The organism is Pseudomonas sp. B26(2017) (assembly GCF_002113045.1).
In the GTDB taxonomy this organism is placed as follows: Bacteria; Pseudomonadota; Gammaproteobacteria; order Pseudomonadales; family Pseudomonadaceae; genus Aquipseudomonas.
Genome location: NZ_NEJJ01000009.1, coordinates 149939 through 167388, shown reverse-complemented (window position 1 = coordinate 167388; position 17450 = coordinate 149939). Strand labels below are relative to the sequence as shown.

Here is a 17450-nt window from a genome sequence, read left to right as displayed (position 1 = left end):
ACTCATGTCCGGTCGCAATCGGCGCCGGACATACATCGAGGGCGTTGCCACCCCCGATCAAAACGAATTCAACGGACACTTCCCTGTGTCCAGATGCAGCGACTAGCCCGGAACGCGACGGATCTTCGCGCCCAGCATCTGCAGTTTTTCCTCGATGCATTCGTAACCACGGTCGATGTGGTAGATGCGGTCGATCAGGGTATCGCCTTCGGCCATCAGGGCCGAGATCACCAGACTGGCCGAGGCCCGCAGGTCGGTTGCCATCACTGGCGCGCCCTTCAGGATTTCAGTACCGGTCACGATGGCCGTATTGCCTTCGACCTGGATCTTGGCGCCCATGCGGTGCAGTTCGTATACGTGCATGAAGCGGTTTTCGAAGATCGTCTCGATCACGGCACCGGTGCCTTCGGCAATGGCATTGAGCGAGATGAACTGCGCCTGCATGTCGGTCGGGAACGCCGGGTACGGCGCAGTGCGCACGTTGACCGCTTTCGGGCGCTTGCCGTGCATGTTCAGCTCGATCCAGTCTTCACCGGTGGTGACTTCTGCGCCGGACTCACGGAGTTTTTCCAGAACGGCTTCAAGGATGGTCGGATCAGTGTCCTTGACCTTCACGCGGCCACCGGTGACCGCAGCGGCCACCAAGTAGGTGCCGGTTTCGATACGGTCAGGCATGACCTTATAGAAAGCCGAACCCAGACGCTCGACGCCGTCGATGGTGATGGTGTCGGTACCGGCGCCGGATACCTTGGCACCCATGGCGTTGAGGAAGTTCGCCAGGTCGACGACTTCCGGCTCGCGAGCGGCGTTCTGCAGCACGCTGCGGCCCTTGGCCAGAGCAGCGGCCATCATGATGTTCTCGGTACCGGTCACGCTGACGGTATCGAAGAAGAAGTGCGCGCCACGCAGGCCGCCTTCAGGCGCCTTGGCCTTGATGTAGCCGCCTTCGACGTCGATGACCGCGCCCATGGCTTCCAGGCCACGGATGTGCAGGTCGACCGGACGCGAACCGATGGCGCAGCCGCCAGGCAGTGCGACTTCGGCTTCACCGAAACGCGCAACCATCGGACCCAGTACCAGGATCGAGGCGCGCATGGTTTTCACCAGCTCGTACGGAGCGACCAGGGTCTTGATGGTGCGCGGGTCGATTTCGACGCTGAGCTTTTCGTCGATCACAGGCTCGATGCCCATGCGACCGAACAGCTCGATCATGGTGGTGATGTCGTGCAGGTGCGGCAGGTTGCCAACGGTAACCGGGCCATCGCACAGCAGGGTGGCGGCCAGGATCGGCAGGGCGGAGTTCTTCGCCCCGGAGATGCGGATCTCGCCATCAAGACGAGCGCCACCGGTAATTATCAATTTATCCATAAGAATCTCGACGCCCTAGGGCTCAGGTGCGCTCGGCCCAGGCCGCGCTGCTGAAAAATTTCATAGTGACCGCGTGGATGCTGCCATCGGCGATCCAAGGGTTCAAATGGGCATAGATGCTTTGCTGACGCTTGACCGGGCTCAACGCCGCCAGTTCATCACTAATCACGTTCAGCTGAAAGTTGCAGCCTTCGCCTTCAACTTCCACCAGCGTTCCTGGCAGCTTTCCTTCAAGGAAGCTCTTCACTTCTACGGCCTGCATGCTCAACCTCAATCGGCGCCCTGTGCGCACGGGTCGGACATCATACAAAAAAGCCCCGCGCCTGCGAACCCCGCTGCGCAGGACTCTGACGGGGGGCTTCTCTATTGATGCGGGTTCAGGGTTGCGCCAGAAGCTCGGTCAGCTCGCTGACCTGAGCAATTTCGCGCATGTCTTCGGGCATCCCGCGAATACTGACCGCCTTGCCGGCGGCCTTCGCATCGCGAATGAAGCACAGCAGCAGCGACAGACCGACGCTGCTGGACTTCTCCACCGCCGAGCAATCGATCACCAATGCCGGGGCATTGCACGACTTGATCAGCGCCCGGCCCTGCTCGCGCAGATCAGGCGCGGTGCGGTAATCCAGCACGCCACTGAGCTGCAGCTCACTGGCTTCGTCCAGACGAATGGCCGACTCGGTCATTGGGCAGGCTTCTCGTTCTGCTCGGCCGACTGCTTGGCCTTGGCGACTTCCCCGGCCCAGCCGTTGATGGTCTTGTCCAGGTCGTTGCCATTGCGCTGCATCGCGTCGGCGAACTGGTCACGGAACAGCTTGCCGATGTTGATGCCGTTGATGATGACGTTGCGCAGTTTCCACTCGCCGTTGATCTTCTCCAGGGTGTACGACACCGGATAGATCGCGCCGTTGTTGCCCTTGACGGTCATGCCGACGCTGGTGCGGTCGCCAGACTCGTCCTTGGGCGCATCAACGGTAATGCCCTGATTGTTGTACTCAAGCAGCGCATTGCCGTAGAACTGGAACAGGCCGCGCTTGAAGTTTTCCTCGAAGGTCTTCATCTGCGCCGGGGTTGCCTTGCGCGAATACTTGACCGTCATGATGCTCTTGGAAATGCCTTCGGCATCTACCACAGGGCCGACGATGGTGTTCAGCGCCGTGTAGAAATCCTGTGGATCCTGCTTGTACTTCTCTTTATTGGCCGACAGATCGGCGAGCATCCGGTTTGTAGTGTCCTGAACCAGATCGTGCGCCGACTGTACCGCCACGGCGTTAGCCACCAGCGGCAGCGCCGCAAGCAACACCAACAGGCCACGTCGCAAGGTAGAGATCATTCAAAAGCTCCTCATTTGGCGTCTTTGCTAACGGTATTGAGCAGGAATTTACCGATCAGGTCTTCCAGTACCAGAGACGACTGCGTGTCGTGGATGGTTCCACCATCCTTGAGCAGGGTGTCTTCCCCGCCCACGCTGATACCGATGTATTTCTCGCCCAGCAGACCCGCAGTCAGGATAGATGCTGTGGAGTCGGTCGGCAGGTTGTCGACGCTTTTATCCACTTGCAGGGTCACCCGACCGGTGAAGCTGTCGCGGTCCAGATCGATCGCGGTGACCTTGCCGATCGTCACACCCGCCATGGTCACTTTGGCTCTGACCGTCAAACCGGCGATATTGTCGAAATACGCGTAAAGCTTGTAAGTATCGGTGGTCGAAGTCGGAGAAAGGCCACTGACCCGCAAAGCGAGCAGCAACAAAGCCAGGATCCCTGCCAGCAGGAACAGGCCGACACCGATTTCCAGGGTGCGGTTTTGCATCAGAAATCTCCAAACATCAAAGCGGTCAGAATAAAGTCCAGGCCGAGTACTGCCAGCGAGGCGTAAACCACGGTCTTGGTGGTGGCACGGCTGATTCCCTCGGAAGTGGGTTCGCAGTCATAGCCTTGAAATACGGCGATCCAGGTGACGACAAAAGCGAATACTGCACTTTTGATGATGCCGTTGAGCACATCGTCACCGAAGCTCACGCTGTTCTGCATGTTCGACCAGTAGGAACCTTCGTAGACGCCCAGCCAGTCGACGGCGACCCACGAACCGCCCCAGATACCGACCACGCTGAAAATCATCGCCAGCACCGGCAGGGAAATGAAGCCGGCCCACAGACGCGGGGCGATGATGTACTTGAGCGGGTCGACCCCGATCATTTCCAGGCTGGACAGCTGCTCGGTGGACTTCATGTTGCCGATTTCCGCCGTCAGCGCCGAACCGGCACGACCGGCGAACAACAGGGCGGTCACCACCGGCCCCAACTCACGCAGCAGGGTCAGCGCCACCATCTGCCCGACAGCCTGCTCCGAGCCATAGCTCGACAGGATGTTGAAGCCCTGCAGCGCCAGCACCATGCCGATGAAGATCCCGGACACCACGATGATCACCAGCGACATCACGCCGACGGAATGCAACTGCTTGACCAGCAGACCAAAACCGCCGCCGATGCCGCCCCGCCCGAGCAAGGCATGAAACAGGAACAGGGTCGAACGCCCGAACACTGCGACGCTGTCGATGCCGGCGAGGCCGAAACGACGCACACGCTCCATTAAAGTAATTCTGCGCATCAGCGGCGCTTCCCCAGAAGATCTGCGCGGTAATCCGGCGCTGGAAAGTGATACGGCACCGGGCCGTCGGGTTCACCGGTCATGAACTGGCGGATACGCGGATCGTCCGAGCTCATCAGTTCATCCGGCGTGCCCTGCCCCAATACCTGGCCATCACCGACCACATAGATGTAGTCGGCAATGCTCGCGGTTTCGGCGAGATCGTGCGACACCACGATACTGGTGATTCCCAGGGCATCATTGAGCAGCCGGATCAGGCGAACCAGAACACCCATGGCGATCGGGTCCTGGCCGACGAACGGTTCGTCGTACATCAGGATCTGCGGATCGAGGGCAATGGCCCGGGCCAGGGCGACACGACGTTTCATGCCGCCAGACAGCTCATCAGGCATCAGCTCGATCGCACCGCGCAGGCCCACGGCCTGCAACTTGAGCAGCACGATGTCGCGAATCATCTCGTCCGGCAGATCGGTATGAACCCGCAGCGGAAAGGCGACGTTCTCGAACACATCAAGATCGGTGAACAGCGCACCGCTCTGAAACAGCACGCCCATGTGTTTGCGCGCATCGAACAGATCGCTGCGCGACAGCTTCGGCAGGTTCTGGCCGTTGACCCAGACCTCGCCTTTGGATGGCCGCAACTGGGCGCCCATCAGGCGCAACAGTGTGGTCTTGCCACACCCGGAAGGTCCCATGATGCCGGTGACCTTGCCGCGCGGGATGCGGATATCGACGTTATTGAAAATGCTCCGCGCACCGCGCTTGAAGGAGACTCCCTTCAGCTCGACCGCGTAGGCGTTATCGGCACTCATCTAAACTCCTTGCGATGCAGCCTCTCACTCGGACACCTGGCTTTCTGGAGGAAAGCCCCTACATCCCGGGCAGGCCGAACTGGCGGCGAACTATATCACTGCAAAGGGCAAGCGCCCAAGGCCTGCACCGGCCTGCCTTCTGCGACTTGAAGGGCTTGAAGCCTTATTTACAGAGTTTTGGCAACAAGGAATGACAAAGCACGACGAACTTGCGTGAGGCTTTTCAACATAACCGCTATAATCGCCGCCTTTTCATCGGGCTATACGATTTCTGACATGAGCCAAACCAGCGACCTGATTCAATCGGCACAACGCACCGTCCGCCTCGAAGTGGAAGCCGTACAAGGCTTGTTGCCCCATATCGACGCCGATTTCGTACGCGCTTGCGAGATGATTCTGGCCAGCAAGGGCCGTGTTGTCGTGGTCGGCATGGGCAAGTCCGGACACATCGGCAACAAGATTGCCGCGACCCTGGCCAGCACCGGCACCCCGGCGTTTTTCGTGCACCCGGCCGAGGCCAGTCACGGCGACATGGGCATGATCACCCGTGACGACGTGATTCTGGCCCTGTCGAACTCCGGCTCCACCAACGAAATCGTTACCCTGCTGCCACTGATCAAACGCCTGGGCATCCAGCTGATCAGCGTCACCGGCAATCCGCAATCGCCGCTGGCCAAGGCTGCCGAGGTCAATCTCAACGTGCACGTCGAGCACGAAGCCTGCCCGCTGAACCTGGCGCCGACCTCCTCGACCACCGCCGCACTGGTCATGGGCGACGCCCTGGCCGTGGCGCTGCTGGAAGCGCGCGGCTTCACCGCCGAAGACTTCGCCTTTTCCCACCCGGGCGGCGCGCTGGGACGGCGCCTGCTGCTTAAAGTGGAGAATGTCATGCACGCCGGTCAGGAACTGCCGCAGGTACAGCGCGGCACCCTGCTCAAGGATGCATTGATGGAAATGACCCGCAAGGGGCTGGGCATGACCGTCATTCTTGAAGCGGACGGCAAACTGGCCGGGATCTTCACTGACGGCGACCTGCGTCGCACCCTGGATCGCAGCATCGATATCCACAGCGCCACCATCGACCAGGTGATGACCGTGCACGGCAAGACCGCCCGCGCCGAGATGCTCGCCGCCGAGGCCCTGAAAATCATGGAAGACCACCGAATCAACGCACTGGTTGTCGTGGATGAAGAGGATCGCCCGGTCGGCGCCTTCAACCTCTCCGATCTGCTGCGCGCAGGAGTGATGTAAATGAGCAACGATCTGCTGCAACGCGGCAAAGCCATCAAACTGGCGGTTTTCGACGTCGACGGCGTCCTCACCGACGGTCGCCTGTACTTCCTTGAAGACGGCAGCGAGTTCAAGACTTTCAATACGCTCGATGGCCAGGGCATCAAGATGCTGATGAACGCCGGCGTCCAGACCGCCATCATCAGCGGTCGCAAGACTCCGGTGGTCGAGCGCCGGGCAAAAAACCTCGGCATTGCGCACCTGTTTCAGGGCCGCGAAGACAAACTGGTCGTTCTCGACGGTCTTCTGGAGCAACTGGGCCTAAGCTATGAACAAGTGGCCTATCTCGGTGACGACCTGCCGGATCTGCCGGTGATCCGCCGCGTGGGGCTGGGCATGGCCGTAGCCAACGCCGCTGCATTCGTGCGCGAGCACGCCCATGGCGTGACCCAGGCCCGGGGCGGCGAAGGTGCCGCCCGCGAATTCTGCGAACTGATCCTGCGCGCCCAAGGCAGCCTCGACGCCGCCAACAACGCGTACCTGTGAGTCCAACCATGTTTAGCAAAAAGTTTCGCAACATCCTGCTGTTCGGTTGCATCGCAGCGATTTTCGGTGCGGTCGGCTACTGGAACATCAGCCCGGAGCGCTTCCTCGACAAACCGCCGGTTTCGGCAGAGGAAAGCCCGATCGACTGGTATGCGACCAATACACACACGATCCAGTACCTCGAAGACGGCAAAGTGCAGTACGAAATGACGTCCGACAAGGCTGAGCACGTCAAGGCGACCGACATTACACTGGTCACCAAGCCCGATCTGAACATGTTCCGTGGCACCGATTTTCCATGGCACGTGACCAGTGAACGCGGCGAAGTGAACTCCGGTGGCACCGAGGTCGAACTGATCGACTCGGTACGTGTCAAGCGCACCGACGAAAAGAACCGCGATACCCTGATCACCTCCACTCGCATGACGGTGTTCCCGCAGCAGCAATATGCGCAGACCCAGCAACCCGTTAGAATCGACGGCGCTGGCGGTGTATCGACTGGCGTAGGAATGAAAGCGTATTTGAAGGAAAGCAGGATACACCTGCTATCGAACGTAAGAGGACAGTATGAGGCTCGTTAAAACCCTCCCTATTTTGCTCAGTCTGGGCGCAGCACTGGGAAGCGTGAGCGCCTGGGCTCTGCCGAACGATCAAGAGCAGCCAATCCGCATTCAGGCCGACGATGCCCAGCTGGACGACAAGAACGGCGTTGCCACCTATAAAGGCGACGTGATCATCACCCAGGGTTCGATGGTCGTCAAAGGCAACACCGTGACCATGACCCGTGCGCCCAACGGCGACATCGACGTCGTGACTTCGGTGGGCAACCTCGCCTACTTCGAACAGTTGCAGACTGCCGGTGACACCAAACCCGTTCAGGGCTGGGGCGTGACCATTCAGTACCACGCACAGCAGAACCGCGTTGTACTGATCGACAAGGCCAAAGTCGTCGACAAGGACAACAACACCACTCAAGGCGAGAAAATCGTCTATGACACGGTGAAAAAACTGGCCAGCGCCGGTCGAGCCACTGGCAGCAAGGTCACCGAAGCGCGTCCGCGCATCGACATGGTGATCCAGCCGAAGAAGAAAACCGACGAGAAAACCCAGTAATGGCAACTCTGAAAGCTCAGCACCTGGCCAAGGCCTATAAAAGCCGCCAGGTCGTGCGCGACGTCAGCCTGTCGATCGACAGCGGTCAGATCGTCGGCCTGCTCGGCCCGAACGGCGCCGGCAAGACCACCTGTTTCTACATGATCGTCGGCCTGGTCCAGGCCGATCAGGGTCGCGTACTGATCGACGATCTGGACGTCAGCCACCAGCCGATGCACGGTCGCGCCAAGGCTGGTATCGGCTATCTGCCGCAGGAAGCGTCGATCTTCCGCAAACTGTCGGTCGCCGACAACATCATGGCCATCCTCGAGACCCGCCAGGAACTCGACAAGGCCGGTCGTCGCAAGGAGCTGGAAAGCCTGCTGCAGGAATTCCACATCAGCCACATCCGCGACAACCTTGGCATGAGCCTGTCCGGTGGTGAGCGCCGCCGGGTGGAAATCGCCCGCGCACTGGCCACGGCACCGAAGTTCATCCTGCTCGACGAACCGTTCGCGGGTGTCGACCCTATCTCGGTCGGCGACATCAAGCAGATCATCCACCACCTCAAGGCCAAGGGCATCGGTGTACTGATCACCGACCACAACGTCCGCGAGACGCTGGATATCTGCGAAACCGCCTACATCGTCAACGACGGCCAGTTGATCGCTGAAGGCGACTCCGCGACCATCCTCGCCAACGATCTGGTGAAGGAAGTCTACCTGGGTCACGAGTTCCGCCTGTAAGCAAGACGGCATTCGATCAGCCGTTCGGGTGCTGTAACGTTGAAGCGCTTTTTTATACGCTTTTATTGTTACAGCGCTCTAGGCAAACACGACAGTTTCAGGCATATAATTTGCTTAAGTTTGGCGCCCCGGCGCCCTGTAGTGGATGGCGCATAGCGCCGGCGAAAAAGGTGTTAAGCCCCTGCCATGAAACCATCGCTAGTCTTGAGAATGGGCCAGCAGCTGACGATGACACCGCAGCTGCAACAGGCCATCCGCCTGCTCCAATTGTCGACCCTGGATCTGCAGCAGGAAATCCAGGAGGCTCTGGAATCCAATCCGATGCTCGAACGCCAGGAAGACGGCGACGACTTCGACAACTCCGATCCCATGGCCGACAACGCCGAGCAGAAGCCCAACACCGAGATCCAGGAACCCTCCTATCAGGAGACCGCGCCGACAGTCGATAACCTCGAAGACGGCGAATGGAACGAGCGAATCCCCAACGATCTACCCGTCGACACCGCCTGGGAAGACGTCTATCAGACCAGTGCCAGCAGCCTGCCGAGCAGCGATGATGACGAGTGGGACTTCACCACCCGCACTTCCGCCGGCGAGAGCCTGCAAAGCCACCTGCTGTGGCAATTGAATCTGGCACCGATGTCCGACACCGATCGCCTGATCGCGGTCACCCTGATCGATTGCATCAACAATCAGGGCTACCTCGACGAAACCCTCGAAGAAATCCTCGACGCCTTTGATCCGGAACTCGATATCGAGCTGGACGAGATCGAAGCCGTCCTGCACCGCATCCAGCAGTTCGAACCGGCCGGCATCGGCGCGCGCAACCTGGGCGAATGCCTGCTATTGCAATTGCGCCAGCTGTCGGCCAAGACCCCTTGGCTGGCCGAAGCCAAGCGCCTGGTTACCGATTACATCGACCTGCTCGGCAGCCGCGACTACAGCCAACTGATGCGCCGCATGAAGCTCAAGGAAGACGAACTGCGCCAGGTCATCGAACTGGTGCAGAGCCTCAACCCGCGCCCCGGCTCGCAGATCGAGTCGACCGAAGCCGAATACGTGGTGCCTGACGTCATCGTACGCAAGGACAACGAACGCTGGCTGGTGGAGCTGAACCAGGAATCAGTGCCGCGTCTGCGGGTCAACGCCCAGTACGCCGGTTTCGTACGTCGTGCCGACACCAGTGCCGACAACACCTTCATGCGCAATCAGTTGCAGGAAGCCCGCTGGTTCATCAAGAGCCTGCAGAGCCGCAACGAAACCCTGATGAAAGTTGCCACCCAGATCGTCGAGCATCAGCGCGGCTTCCTGGAGTACGGCGACGAAGCCATGAAGCCGCTGGTCCTGCATGACATCGCTGAAGCAGTGGGCATGCACGAGTCGACAATTTCCCGAGTGACCACGCAAAAATTCATGCATACCCCGCGGGGCATATATGAGCTGAAATACTTTTTCTCCAGCCATGTAAGCACCTCCGAAGGCGGTGAATGCTCGTCCACGGCGATCCGCGCGATCATCAAGAAACTGGTTGCCGCGGAAAATCAGAAAAAGCCGTTGAGTGACAGCAAGATCGCTGGTTTACTGGAGGCACAAGGCATTCAGGTGGCTCGCCGCACCGTCGCCAAGTACCGCGAATCCCTCGGGATCGCGCCTTCGAGCGAACGCAAGCGGTTGATGTAAGCCACGTTACAGCGTTCCAGTGGCAGGCTCTTCGGCCTGCCGCTTTATGCACTGGCAACGAAGGAGAAGCTGTATGCAAGTCAACATCAGTGGACACCAACTGGAAGTTACCCAACCTCTCCGTGAGTACGTTGAGCAAAAGCTCAAGAGGCTTGAGGGACATTTCGACAAGATCACCAACGTGCAAGTCACGATGTGCGTCGAAAAGCTGAAGCAGAAAATCGAAGCCACGATGCATATTCCCGGCAATGAAGTCGTCGCTAACGCGGAACATACTGACATGTACGCTGCGATCGACGCGCTGACCGACAAGCTTGATAAACAACTCAAAAAGCATAAGGAAAAGACCCAGAGCCTGCTTCAGGGCGCTACCGGTCGATAACCCCCACCCCCATGATCCGACTTGAAAGTATCCTGACCCCCGGCCGTTCCCTGGTGAACGTGCCGGGCGGCAGTAAAAAGAAAGCCCTCGAACAAATTGCCAACCTGATCGCCCGGGAAGTCCCGGATCTGGAGATGCAAGATGTCTTCGAGGCATTGATTGCCCGTGAAAAACTGGGTTCCACCGGTTTTGGCAACGGCATCGCCATTCCCCACTGCCGCCTCAAGGGCTGCGAAGCGCCGATCAGTGCGCTGATGCACCTTGACGCCCCTATCGATTTTGACGCTATCGACGGCGCGCCTGTGGACCTTCTGTTCGTCCTGCTGGTGCCGGAAGCCGCCACCGATGCTCACCTGGAGCTTTTACGCCAGATCGCCAGCATGCTCGACCGCAAGGATGTACGCGACAGACTGCGTAGCGCACCAAGCAACGAAGCCTTGTACCAGGTTGTACTGGAAGAACAGAACAGGCCGTAATCATGCGCTTGATCATTGTCAGTGGCCGTTCCGGCTCGGGTAAGAGTACTGCCCTGGATGTCCTTGAGGACAATGGCTACTACTGCATTGACAACCTGCCTGCCGGCTTGCTTCCGGATCTCGCCGAGCGCGCGCTGGTGCATACCGAAATGCTCCAGCCGCTGGTGGCTGTCTCGATCGACGCCCGCAACCTGCCGAGCCATCTGTCACGTTTTCCAGAGCTGCTCGAGGAAGTTCGCAGCCGGCACATCCAGTGCGATGTCCTGTACCTGGATGCCGATGACGAAACATTGCTCAAACGTTTTTCGGAGACCCGTCGTCGTCACCCGCTCAGCAATGCCAACCGCTCGCTGGCCGAAGCCATCAACGACGAAACCGCCCTGCTGGGCCCGATCGCCGATCTGGCCGATCTAAAGGTCAACACCACTAACCTCAATCTCTATCAACTGCGCGACACCATCAAGCTGCGCCTGCTGAACCAGCCTGAGCCGGGCACTGCGTTTCTGGTGGAGTCGTTCGGTTTCAAACGCGGCATGCCGGTGGATGCGGATCTGGTGTTCGATGTACGCTGCCTGCCGAATCCGTACTGGAAACCGGAGCTGCGCGCGCAATCCGGTCTCGATCAGCCGGTCGCCGAGTATCTGGCGGCGCAGCCGGAGGTCGAGGAGATGTACCAGGACATTTACTCGTATCTGTACAAATGGTTGCCGCGCTTTGCGGCGAGCAACCGCGCTTATGTCACCATTGCCATCGGCTGCACCGGCGGGCATCACCGCTCCGTTTACCTGACCGAACGTCTTGGCCAGGCGCTGCAGAAGACCCTGAAGAACGTCCAGGTTCGCCACCGCGACCTCAGCTAAAGGATTCACACCGCGATGCCTGCTCGGGAAATAGAAATCATCAACAAGCTGGGCCTGCATGCCCGCGCATCGGCAAAATTCGTCGGGGTGGCGGGTAAGTTTCCCGATTGCACGATCAGAGTGGGCCGCACCCCGGAAACCACGGTTGACGGCAAAAGCATCATGGCGATGATGATGCTCGCTGCAGGCAAGGGCACCAAAATCTACCTGAGCACCGAAGGTCATCAGGAACAGGAAGCCATGGACGAGTTGGTAACGCTGATTAACAACTACTTCGACGAAGGTGGTTGAGAACGCTTGAGGCGAGGGAGTTCGCTCCCTCCTCCCGACTCATCCCAACGCCGTGTCCATCACCATCATCAGACAGAAGCCGATCAGCAATCCCAGACTTGCCAGCTTCTCATGGCCATTGCGTCGCGACTCCGGGATAACCTCGTGGGTCACCACCAGCAGCATGGCTCCCGCCGCCAACGCCAACCCCAAGGGCAGCAACAACTCGGCCAGACTGACCAGCCACGCACACAGAAGCGCGAACACCGGCTCGACCAGTCCTGACGCTGCGCCAATCAGAAACGCCTTCACCCGCGACATCCCGGCGCCAGCCAACACCAGTGCAATCACCAGCCCTTCCGGCACATCCTGCAAGGCAATGCCCATCGCCAGACTGTCTGCGTCCGGCATTCCACCGCCAGCCGAGACGCCGACGGCCATCCCTTCCGGGATGTTGTGGGCGATGATGGCGAACACAAACAACCAGATCCGCGGCGGAATCACCGGATGCTCGACAGTGCCGATAAGCATTTCCGGCGAAGCGCCCGACACCCGGCGATCAACCAGATACAGACCGAACGCTCCGAGCATGATGCCGAAGCAGATCAGGCCGCTGGCGCCCCACGAACTCAGTCCCAGACTTTCGGCGGCGGCGATTCCCGGCACGATCAGCGAAAACGCGGTCGCCGCCAGCATCACACCGGCGCCAAAACCCAGCAGCGTATCGCCCAGTGCCTGGGGCATGTTGCGGATCACCAACACTGGAACGGCTCCAAGTGCGGTGCCGAGGGCGCAAATCGCACCGCCCTGCAATGCACGCGATAGCCTGGGCTCCAGATTCAGCCATTCCAGTCCGTGGGCGACCAGCAAGGTCATACCCGCCAACAGCAACAGCGATCCAATTGCGTAACGAAACATACGCCCACTTCCGATCGCCAGTGTTTCAGTGCCCATAGTCAGCCTTGGATTGTTTTTATAGAAGACTTAAACCAGCGCGGCCTGATAGCGCGCAGCGACTTCCGGCCAATTGATGACGTTGTAGAACGCGCTGATGTATTCCGGCCGACGGTTTTGATAACGCAGGTAGTACGCGTGCTCCCACACATCGAGCCCGAGAATCGGCGTATTGCCGCTCATCAGCGGGCTGTCCTGGTTACCGCTGCTTTCCACCACCAGTTTCTTGTCCGGCGTCACACTGAGCCAGGCCCAGCCACTGCCGAAACGGGTCAGCGCGGCTTTGGTGAAAGCGTCCTTGAAGCTGTCGAGGCCGCCCAATTGTTCATCGATCGCCCTGGCCAGCGCACCATCCGGTTTACCACCACCGTTGGGCACCATTACTTCCCAGAACAGCGAGTGGTTGGCGTGACCGCCCCCCTGGTTGATCACCGCCGCACGAAGTTTTTCCGGTAGTTGCTGGACGCTGGCGACCAATTTTTCCACCGGCCATTCCGCGAATTCGGTGCCCTCGACTGCAGCGTTCAGATTGTTGATATAGGTCTGGTGATGTCTGGTGTAGTGGATCTCCATGGTTTGCGCATCGATGTGCGGTTCCAGAGCGTCGTAGGCGTAAGGCAAGGCTGGCAGGGTAAAAGCCATTTCAATGGACTCCATGGTGATGTGGGGCAGGCGCGCGGCGCGCATTGCCTGTATCCGGGTGCAGCAAACGCTGAGTGCGCGGGTATTCGCCGTGTTCGCTGATGAAATTGAGCAGCTCGACGTAGGTCTTGCTGCTCTGGCGCAATGCCGCTTCACGCAGCGCCGGGCGCAGTCGCTCGTCCTGCATGGTCTGCAACAGGCGCTGGTGGATAGCGCAGAGGTACTCGGCGCTCTCCTCCGGCTGATTCAGGCGCAGATGCAGATCCGCCAGGTTGTGATGGGAAATGACGCAGGCCGCCACTGCTTCGTCGGCATCGGCCCAGCGCTCGAACAATACTTGAGCCAGGGCCAAGGCTTGCAGATAAGCCTCGCGGGCATCGATCAGATCGCCCAGCATGAAACAGCGATTGGCCCGTTCGATCGTGCGTTTCCAGTGCTCCATGGTGAACCTCCAAAGCGGTTGCGGTGCTTACACGCCGCCGGCGGTGAGTTTCTCGGGATTGAGCAACTCTTCCAGCTGGCTGCGCGACAGGTCGGTGTGTTCCAGCGCGACGTCGATCACCGGACGGCCTTGCTTGTAGGCCTGCTTGGCGATTTCGGCGGCTTTCTGGTAACCGATGATCGGGTTGAGCGCGGTCACCAGAATCGGGTTGCGCGACAGCGCTTCCTTGAGCCGCGACTCGTTGACCTTGAAGCTGGCGATGGCCTTGTCGGCCAGCAGACGGCTGGAGTTGGCCAGCAACCCGATGCTGCTCAACAGGTTCTGGGCGATGATCGGCAGCATCACGTTCAATTCGAAATTGCCCGACTGACCGGCGATGGTGATCACCGAATCGTTGCCGATCACTTGCGCGGCGACCATGGCGGTAGCTTCAGGAATTACTGGATTGACCTTGCCCGGCATGATCGACGACCCCGGTTGCAAACCCTCCAGCTCGATTTCACCGAGGCCGGCGAGCGGGCCGGAATTCATCCAGCGCAGGTCGTTGGCGATTTTCATCAGCGACACGGCAGTAGCCTTGAGCTGACCCGACACCGCTACGGCGGTGTCCTGCGAGCCGATCAGGGCGAACAGATCCTTGCCCGGCGTGAACTGGACATTGGTCAACTGGCTCAATTGGCGGCTGAAACGCGCTGCGAACTCCGGATGCGCATTGATCCCGGTGCCGACCGCCGTGCCGCCCTGGGCCAGAGATTGCAGGCTTGGCAGCAAATCCTGCAGATGACCGATATTGGCCTTGAGCTGCTGTGCCCAACCGTTGAGTACCTGACTCATGCGCACCGGCATCGCGTCCATCAAGTGGGTGCGGCCAGTCTTGACGTGATGATGGACTTGCCCGGACTTGCGCTCGATCACTTGCACCAGATGAAGCAGCGCCGGCAGCAATTGTTCGTGCAGGGCCAACGCGGCGCTGACGTGGATGGTGGTCGGGATGATGTCGTTGCTGCTCTGCCCGCAGTTGACGTGATCGTTGGGGTTCACCGGTTCTTCGAGCAGGCGGCTGGCCAGGGTGGCGATCACTTCGTTGGCGTTCATGTTGGAGCTGGTGCCGGAGCCGGTCTGGAAGATATCCACCGGAAAATGCTGCATGAAGTCGCCTTCCAGCAGTGCTTGAGCGGCATCGCTGATGGCTTTGCCTTGCGCGGCGCTGATCTGGTTGAGTTCGACGTTGGCGCGGGCGGCGGCCGCTTTCGCCAGAATAAGGGAACGGATGAACTGGGTCGGCATCGGCTTGCCGCTGATCGGGAAGTTATCCACTGCACGCTGGGTCTGCGCGCCGTAGAGAGCGTCCACCGGCACCTGTAGTTCGCCCATGCTGTCGCGCTCAATACGTGTCTTGGTCATCGCTAAATCCTTGGACTAATTCAATGAGAGGAATCGAGGGTTGCAACTCGCAGGTGGCGAGCTGCCAGGTGTAGCTTTGCCAGCGTTTGAGCCGGCATTTGCACATTGAGAGGCGTTCCATTTCACGCAGCGGGCGCCAGGCTTGATCGAGACAGAAGCTGCGCCAATGCCACGGCAGCGCGATGTCGGTGGCCGTGTCGAGCAGCAGACGGAAAGAGGTTTCAGCGACCATCCAGGGTGAGGTCGCTGTGCAGCAGGCCAGATATCGGCCTTCGGCCAGGTAGTGTTCGATCAGACGAGGTTCATCGGGATCCATCGCGCAACGGATCTGGCGACTCATCCAGCGCCAGCTTTCAAGGTACGGCTGCTCGTGCAAGGCAGAACTCATGATCCGGGGCTCATCCGATAATGAGATTTATTATTAGATGATAATAAGAACCAAAACAAGGACAGCTTTTTTGTTCCCCTCATGAGCCCGGAAAAACTTGCGGACACAAAAAAGGCGCGCCGCCCGGTCGGGTGGCGCGCCTTTTGTGTACCTGTCTGGGGTTTAGCTACCCGCCACAGTCATCTTCTCGATCAACACCGAGCCGGTGCGAATATTGCTGCGCAGTTCCAGATCGTTACCAACTGCGACGATCTGCTTGAACATGTCGCGCATGTTGCCGGCGATGGTCACTTCCTGCACCGCGAACTGGATTTCACCGTTCTCGACCCAGAAACCCGCCGCACCGCGCGAGTAATCACCGGTCACCATGTTCAGACCATGGCCCATCAACTCGGTGACCAGCAACCCGCGCCCCATACGCCGCAGCAAGGCCGCCTGGTCTTCATCGCCATGAGTGACGAACAGGTTATGCACGCCGCCGGCGTTGGCGGTACTCGGCATGCCGAGTTTGCGACCCGAATAGGTGCCGAGGATGTACGAGACCAACTCACCCTTTTCGACGAACGGCTTGGCATAGGTCGCCAGACCGTCACCGTCGTACGACGCACTGCCCATGGCACGCATCAGGTGCGGGCGCTCGTCGATGGTCAACCATTCCGGGAACAGCTTCTGCCCCAGGGTGCCTTCAAGGAATGACGATTTGCGGTACAGACTGCCGCCGGAAATCGCCGACAGGAAGCTGCCGAACAATCCACCTGCCAGTTCCGCTGAAAACAAAACCGGCACTTCGCAGGTCGGTACCGGACGCGCGCCCAGACGGCTCGCCGCCCGTTGTGCCGCACGCTGGCCAATGCTCACCGGATCCGCCAGCAAACTGCCCTGACGGTTCACGTCATACCAGTAATCGCGCTGCATCTGGCCATCGGCCTCGGCGATCATCACACAGCTCAGGCTGTGTCGGGTCGAGGCATAACCACCGATGAAACCATGGCTGTTGCCGTACACGCGGCAGCCCTGATGAGTGCTCAACGTGGTGCCATCGGCATTCTTGATGCGGGCATCGGCATCGAACGCGGCAGCTTCGCAGAGCAGCGCTTTCTCGATGGCCTGCTCCGGGGTGATGTCCCATTCGTGGAACAGATCGAAATCCTGAATATCCCTGGCCATCAGCGCGGCATCGGCCAGCCCGGAGGCTTCGTCTTCGGAGGTGTGCTTGGCAATCGCCAGCGCCGCAGCGACGGTCTCGCGAATCGCATCCGGCCCGGTGGCGGAGGTGCTGGCCGAGCCTTTGCGCTGACCGACGTACAAGGTGATGCCAAAGCCCTGATCGCGGTTGAACTCGACCGTCTCGACTTCACGTTGACGCACCGACGTGGACAGTCCCTGCTCCAGCGACACCGCTACTTCGCAGGCACTCGCACCCTGACGATTGGCTTCGGCGATGATCTGCTCGACCTGTTCCTGCAGTGCCGGCAATGCCTGTGGGCCGACGCTTTCAACTGCACTCATGCTCATCTCCACTCAAATTCTGCTTTCGGCTGGGGCCTTCGAG

General features: G+C 59.7%; 23 protein-coding genes. 10 read left to right on the top strand and 13 right to left on the bottom strand.

Going from position 1 to position 17450, the window contains the following annotated elements:
- Positions 1 to 102: 102 nt before the first annotated feature.
- The 7 genes from murA to CAF79_RS15335 all read right to left on the bottom strand — a co-directional run bounded on the left by murA (position 103) and on the right by CAF79_RS15335 (position 4786).
- Complete coding sequence (gene murA / locus CAF79_RS15365) at positions 103 to 1368, bottom strand: UDP-N-acetylglucosamine 1-carboxyvinyltransferase (protein WP_085698469.1); 1266 nt, start codon at positions 1366 to 1368, stop codon at positions 103 to 105.
- Between the two features lie 22 nt (positions 1369 to 1390).
- Positions 1391 to 1630, bottom strand: coding sequence for a BolA family protein (locus tag CAF79_RS15360; RefSeq protein WP_039769303.1), 240 nt, complete (start codon positions 1628 to 1630; stop codon positions 1391 to 1393).
- Positions 1631 to 1745: 115 nt separating this feature from the next.
- Positions 1746 to 2051, bottom strand: a complete 306-nt coding sequence (locus CAF79_RS15355) for a lipid asymmetry maintenance protein MlaB (RefSeq protein WP_085698468.1) — start codon at positions 2049 to 2051, stop codon at positions 1746 to 1748.
- Positions 2048 to 2698 (bottom strand): phospholipid-binding protein MlaC, encoded by a 651-nt coding sequence (locus CAF79_RS15350; protein WP_085698467.1) that lies wholly within the window; start codon positions 2696 to 2698, stop codon positions 2048 to 2050. Before CAF79_RS15350 ends, CAF79_RS15355 begins: the two co-directional genes overlap by 4 nt.
- An 11-nt stretch (positions 2699 to 2709) precedes the next feature.
- Positions 2710 to 3177 carry an outer membrane lipid asymmetry maintenance protein MlaD gene (gene mlaD, locus CAF79_RS15345; protein WP_085698466.1) on the bottom strand — a complete coding sequence of 156 codons (468 nt, stop codon included), beginning with the start codon at positions 3175 to 3177 and terminating at the stop codon, positions 2710 to 2712.
- Entirely contained in the window at positions 3177 to 3974 is a 798-nt protein-coding gene (gene mlaE, locus CAF79_RS15340; RefSeq protein WP_007953561.1) for a lipid asymmetry maintenance ABC transporter permease subunit MlaE, read from the bottom strand. Before mlaE ends, mlaD begins: the two co-directional genes overlap by 1 nt.
- The gene (locus tag CAF79_RS15335) at positions 3974 to 4786 is read right to left on the bottom strand and encodes an ATP-binding cassette domain-containing protein (protein WP_007953564.1); all 813 of its coding nucleotides are present in this window, start codon (positions 4784 to 4786) and stop codon (positions 3974 to 3976) included. The genes mlaE and CAF79_RS15335 overlap by 1 nt, the downstream gene beginning before the upstream one ends.
- Before the next feature lie 276 nt (positions 4787 to 5062).
- On the opposite strand from CAF79_RS15335, the gene CAF79_RS15330 reads away from it, so the two are divergent.
- From CAF79_RS15330 to CAF79_RS15285, 10 genes are all read left to right on the top strand, one after another.
- Positions 5063 to 6037: a KpsF/GutQ family sugar-phosphate isomerase gene (locus CAF79_RS15330; protein ID WP_085698465.1), complete on the top strand. Its 975-nt coding sequence runs from the start codon at positions 5063 to 5065 to the stop codon at positions 6035 to 6037.
- Positions 6038 to 6562, top strand: a complete 525-nt coding sequence (locus CAF79_RS15325; protein WP_085698464.1) for an HAD family hydrolase — start codon at positions 6038 to 6040, stop codon at positions 6560 to 6562.
- 8 nt (positions 6563 to 6570) lie between these two features.
- Positions 6571 to 7143 (top strand): LPS export ABC transporter periplasmic protein LptC, encoded by a 573-nt coding sequence (gene lptC / locus CAF79_RS15320; RefSeq protein ID WP_007953568.1) that lies wholly within the window; start codon positions 6571 to 6573, stop codon positions 7141 to 7143.
- Positions 7130 to 7675, top strand: a complete 546-nt coding sequence (gene lptA, locus CAF79_RS15315; RefSeq protein ID WP_085698463.1) for a lipopolysaccharide transport periplasmic protein LptA — start codon at positions 7130 to 7132, stop codon at positions 7673 to 7675. Before lptC ends, lptA begins: the two co-directional genes overlap by 14 nt.
- Positions 7675 to 8400: an LPS export ABC transporter ATP-binding protein gene (gene lptB / locus CAF79_RS15310; protein WP_007953572.1), complete on the top strand. Its 726-nt coding sequence runs from the start codon at positions 7675 to 7677 to the stop codon at positions 8398 to 8400. The genes lptA and lptB overlap by 1 nt, the downstream gene beginning before the upstream one ends.
- 186 nt (positions 8401 to 8586) lie before the next feature.
- Positions 8587 to 10080, top strand: a complete 1494-nt coding sequence (locus tag CAF79_RS15305) for an RNA polymerase factor sigma-54 (RefSeq protein WP_085698462.1) — start codon at positions 8587 to 8589, stop codon at positions 10078 to 10080.
- 73 nt (positions 10081 to 10153) lie between these two features.
- A complete protein-coding gene (gene hpf, locus CAF79_RS15300; RefSeq protein ID WP_085698461.1) occupies positions 10154 to 10462 on the top strand; it encodes a ribosome hibernation-promoting factor, HPF/YfiA family in 309 nt (102 codons plus the stop codon).
- Between the two features lie 11 nt (positions 10463 to 10473).
- Entirely contained in the window at positions 10474 to 10938 is a 465-nt protein-coding gene (gene ptsN / locus CAF79_RS15295; protein WP_007953580.1) for a PTS IIA-like nitrogen regulatory protein PtsN, read from the top strand.
- Between the two features lie 2 nt (positions 10939 to 10940).
- A complete protein-coding gene (rapZ, locus tag CAF79_RS15290; protein ID WP_085698460.1) occupies positions 10941 to 11798 on the top strand; it encodes an RNase adapter RapZ in 858 nt (285 codons plus the stop codon).
- Positions 11799 to 11813: 15 nt separating this feature from the next.
- Entirely contained in the window at positions 11814 to 12089 is a 276-nt protein-coding gene (locus tag CAF79_RS15285) for an HPr family phosphocarrier protein (RefSeq protein WP_085698459.1), read from the top strand.
- 39 nt (positions 12090 to 12128) lie between these two features.
- Here the strand turns inward: CAF79_RS15285 and CAF79_RS15280 are convergent, their stop codons facing one another.
- The 6 genes from CAF79_RS15280 to pmbA all read right to left on the bottom strand — a co-directional run bounded on the left by CAF79_RS15280 (position 12129) and on the right by pmbA (position 17407).
- Complete coding sequence (locus CAF79_RS15280; protein WP_085698458.1) at positions 12129 to 13022, bottom strand: ZIP family metal transporter; 894 nt, start codon at positions 13020 to 13022, stop codon at positions 12129 to 12131.
- A 30-nt stretch (positions 13023 to 13052) separates the two neighbouring features.
- Positions 13053 to 13664, bottom strand: coding sequence for a superoxide dismutase (locus CAF79_RS15275; RefSeq protein WP_085698457.1), 612 nt, complete (start codon positions 13662 to 13664; stop codon positions 13053 to 13055).
- A 1-nt stretch (position 13665) separates the two neighbouring features.
- On the bottom strand, positions 13666 to 14106 hold the full coding sequence (locus CAF79_RS15270) for a hypothetical protein (protein WP_085698456.1): 441 nt from the start codon (positions 14104 to 14106) through the stop codon (positions 13666 to 13668).
- A 27-nt stretch (positions 14107 to 14133) separates the two neighbouring features.
- Positions 14134 to 15510 (bottom strand): aspartate ammonia-lyase, encoded by a 1377-nt coding sequence (locus tag CAF79_RS15265; protein WP_085698455.1) that lies wholly within the window; start codon positions 15508 to 15510, stop codon positions 14134 to 14136.
- Positions 15491 to 15898, bottom strand: coding sequence for a FagA protein (locus CAF79_RS15260; RefSeq protein WP_085698454.1), 408 nt, complete (start codon positions 15896 to 15898; stop codon positions 15491 to 15493). Before CAF79_RS15260 ends, CAF79_RS15265 begins: the two co-directional genes overlap by 20 nt.
- Positions 15899 to 16060: 162 nt before the next feature.
- On the bottom strand, positions 16061 to 17407 hold the full coding sequence (gene pmbA, locus CAF79_RS15255; RefSeq protein ID WP_085698453.1) for a metalloprotease PmbA: 1347 nt from the start codon (positions 17405 to 17407) through the stop codon (positions 16061 to 16063).
- Positions 17408 to 17450 lie beyond the last annotated feature (43 nt).

Excerpts from the sequence above, each read along its gene's own strand:
- murA (WP_085698469.1), bottom strand. The coding sequence starts at position 1,368 with ATGGATAAATTGATAATTACCGGTGGCGCTCGTCTTGATGGCGAGATC.
- CAF79_RS15360 (WP_039769303.1), bottom strand. The coding sequence starts at position 1,630 with ATGCAGGCCGTAGAAGTGAAGAGCTTCCTTGAAGGAAAGCTGCCAGGA.
- CAF79_RS15355 (WP_085698468.1), bottom strand. The coding sequence starts at position 2,051 with ATGACCGAGTCGGCCATTCGTCTGGACGAAGCCAGTGAGCTGCAGCTC.
- CAF79_RS15350 (WP_085698467.1), bottom strand. The coding sequence starts at position 2,698 with ATGATCTCTACCTTGCGACGTGGCCTGTTGGTGTTGCTTGCGGCGCTG.
- mlaD (WP_085698466.1), bottom strand. The coding sequence starts at position 3,177 with ATGCAAAACCGCACCCTGGAAATCGGTGTCGGCCTGTTCCTGCTGGCA.
- mlaE (WP_007953561.1), bottom strand. The coding sequence starts at position 3,974 with ATGCGCAGAATTACTTTAATGGAGCGTGTGCGTCGTTTCGGCCTCGCC.
- CAF79_RS15335 (WP_007953564.1), bottom strand. The coding sequence starts at position 4,786 with ATGAGTGCCGATAACGCCTACGCGGTCGAGCTGAAGGGAGTCTCCTTC.
- CAF79_RS15330 (WP_085698465.1), top strand. The coding sequence starts at position 5,063 with ATGAGCCAAACCAGCGACCTGATTCAATCGGCACAACGCACCGTCCGC.
- CAF79_RS15325 (WP_085698464.1), top strand. The coding sequence starts at position 6,038 with ATGAGCAACGATCTGCTGCAACGCGGCAAAGCCATCAAACTGGCGGTT.
- lptC (WP_007953568.1), top strand. The coding sequence starts at position 6,571 with ATGTTTAGCAAAAAGTTTCGCAACATCCTGCTGTTCGGTTGCATCGCA.
- lptA (WP_085698463.1), top strand. The coding sequence starts at position 7,130 with ATGAGGCTCGTTAAAACCCTCCCTATTTTGCTCAGTCTGGGCGCAGCA.
- lptB (WP_007953572.1), top strand. The coding sequence starts at position 7,675 with ATGGCAACTCTGAAAGCTCAGCACCTGGCCAAGGCCTATAAAAGCCGC.
- CAF79_RS15305 (WP_085698462.1), top strand. The coding sequence starts at position 8,587 with ATGAAACCATCGCTAGTCTTGAGAATGGGCCAGCAGCTGACGATGACA.
- hpf (WP_085698461.1), top strand. The coding sequence starts at position 10,154 with ATGCAAGTCAACATCAGTGGACACCAACTGGAAGTTACCCAACCTCTC.
- ptsN (WP_007953580.1), top strand. The coding sequence starts at position 10,474 with ATGATCCGACTTGAAAGTATCCTGACCCCCGGCCGTTCCCTGGTGAAC.
- rapZ (WP_085698460.1), top strand. The coding sequence starts at position 10,941 with ATGCGCTTGATCATTGTCAGTGGCCGTTCCGGCTCGGGTAAGAGTACT.
- CAF79_RS15285 (WP_085698459.1), top strand. The coding sequence starts at position 11,814 with ATGCCTGCTCGGGAAATAGAAATCATCAACAAGCTGGGCCTGCATGCC.
- CAF79_RS15280 (WP_085698458.1), bottom strand. The coding sequence starts at position 13,022 with ATGGGCACTGAAACACTGGCGATCGGAAGTGGGCGTATGTTTCGTTAC.
- CAF79_RS15275 (WP_085698457.1), bottom strand. The coding sequence starts at position 13,664 with ATGGCTTTTACCCTGCCAGCCTTGCCTTACGCCTACGACGCTCTGGAA.
- CAF79_RS15270 (WP_085698456.1), bottom strand. The coding sequence starts at position 14,106 with ATGGAGCACTGGAAACGCACGATCGAACGGGCCAATCGCTGTTTCATG.
- CAF79_RS15265 (WP_085698455.1), bottom strand. The coding sequence starts at position 15,510 with ATGACCAAGACACGTATTGAGCGCGACAGCATGGGCGAACTACAGGTG.
- CAF79_RS15260 (WP_085698454.1), bottom strand. The coding sequence starts at position 15,898 with ATGAGTTCTGCCTTGCACGAGCAGCCGTACCTTGAAAGCTGGCGCTGG.
- pmbA (WP_085698453.1), bottom strand. The coding sequence starts at position 17,407 with ATGAGTGCAGTTGAAAGCGTCGGCCCACAGGCATTGCCGGCACTGCAG.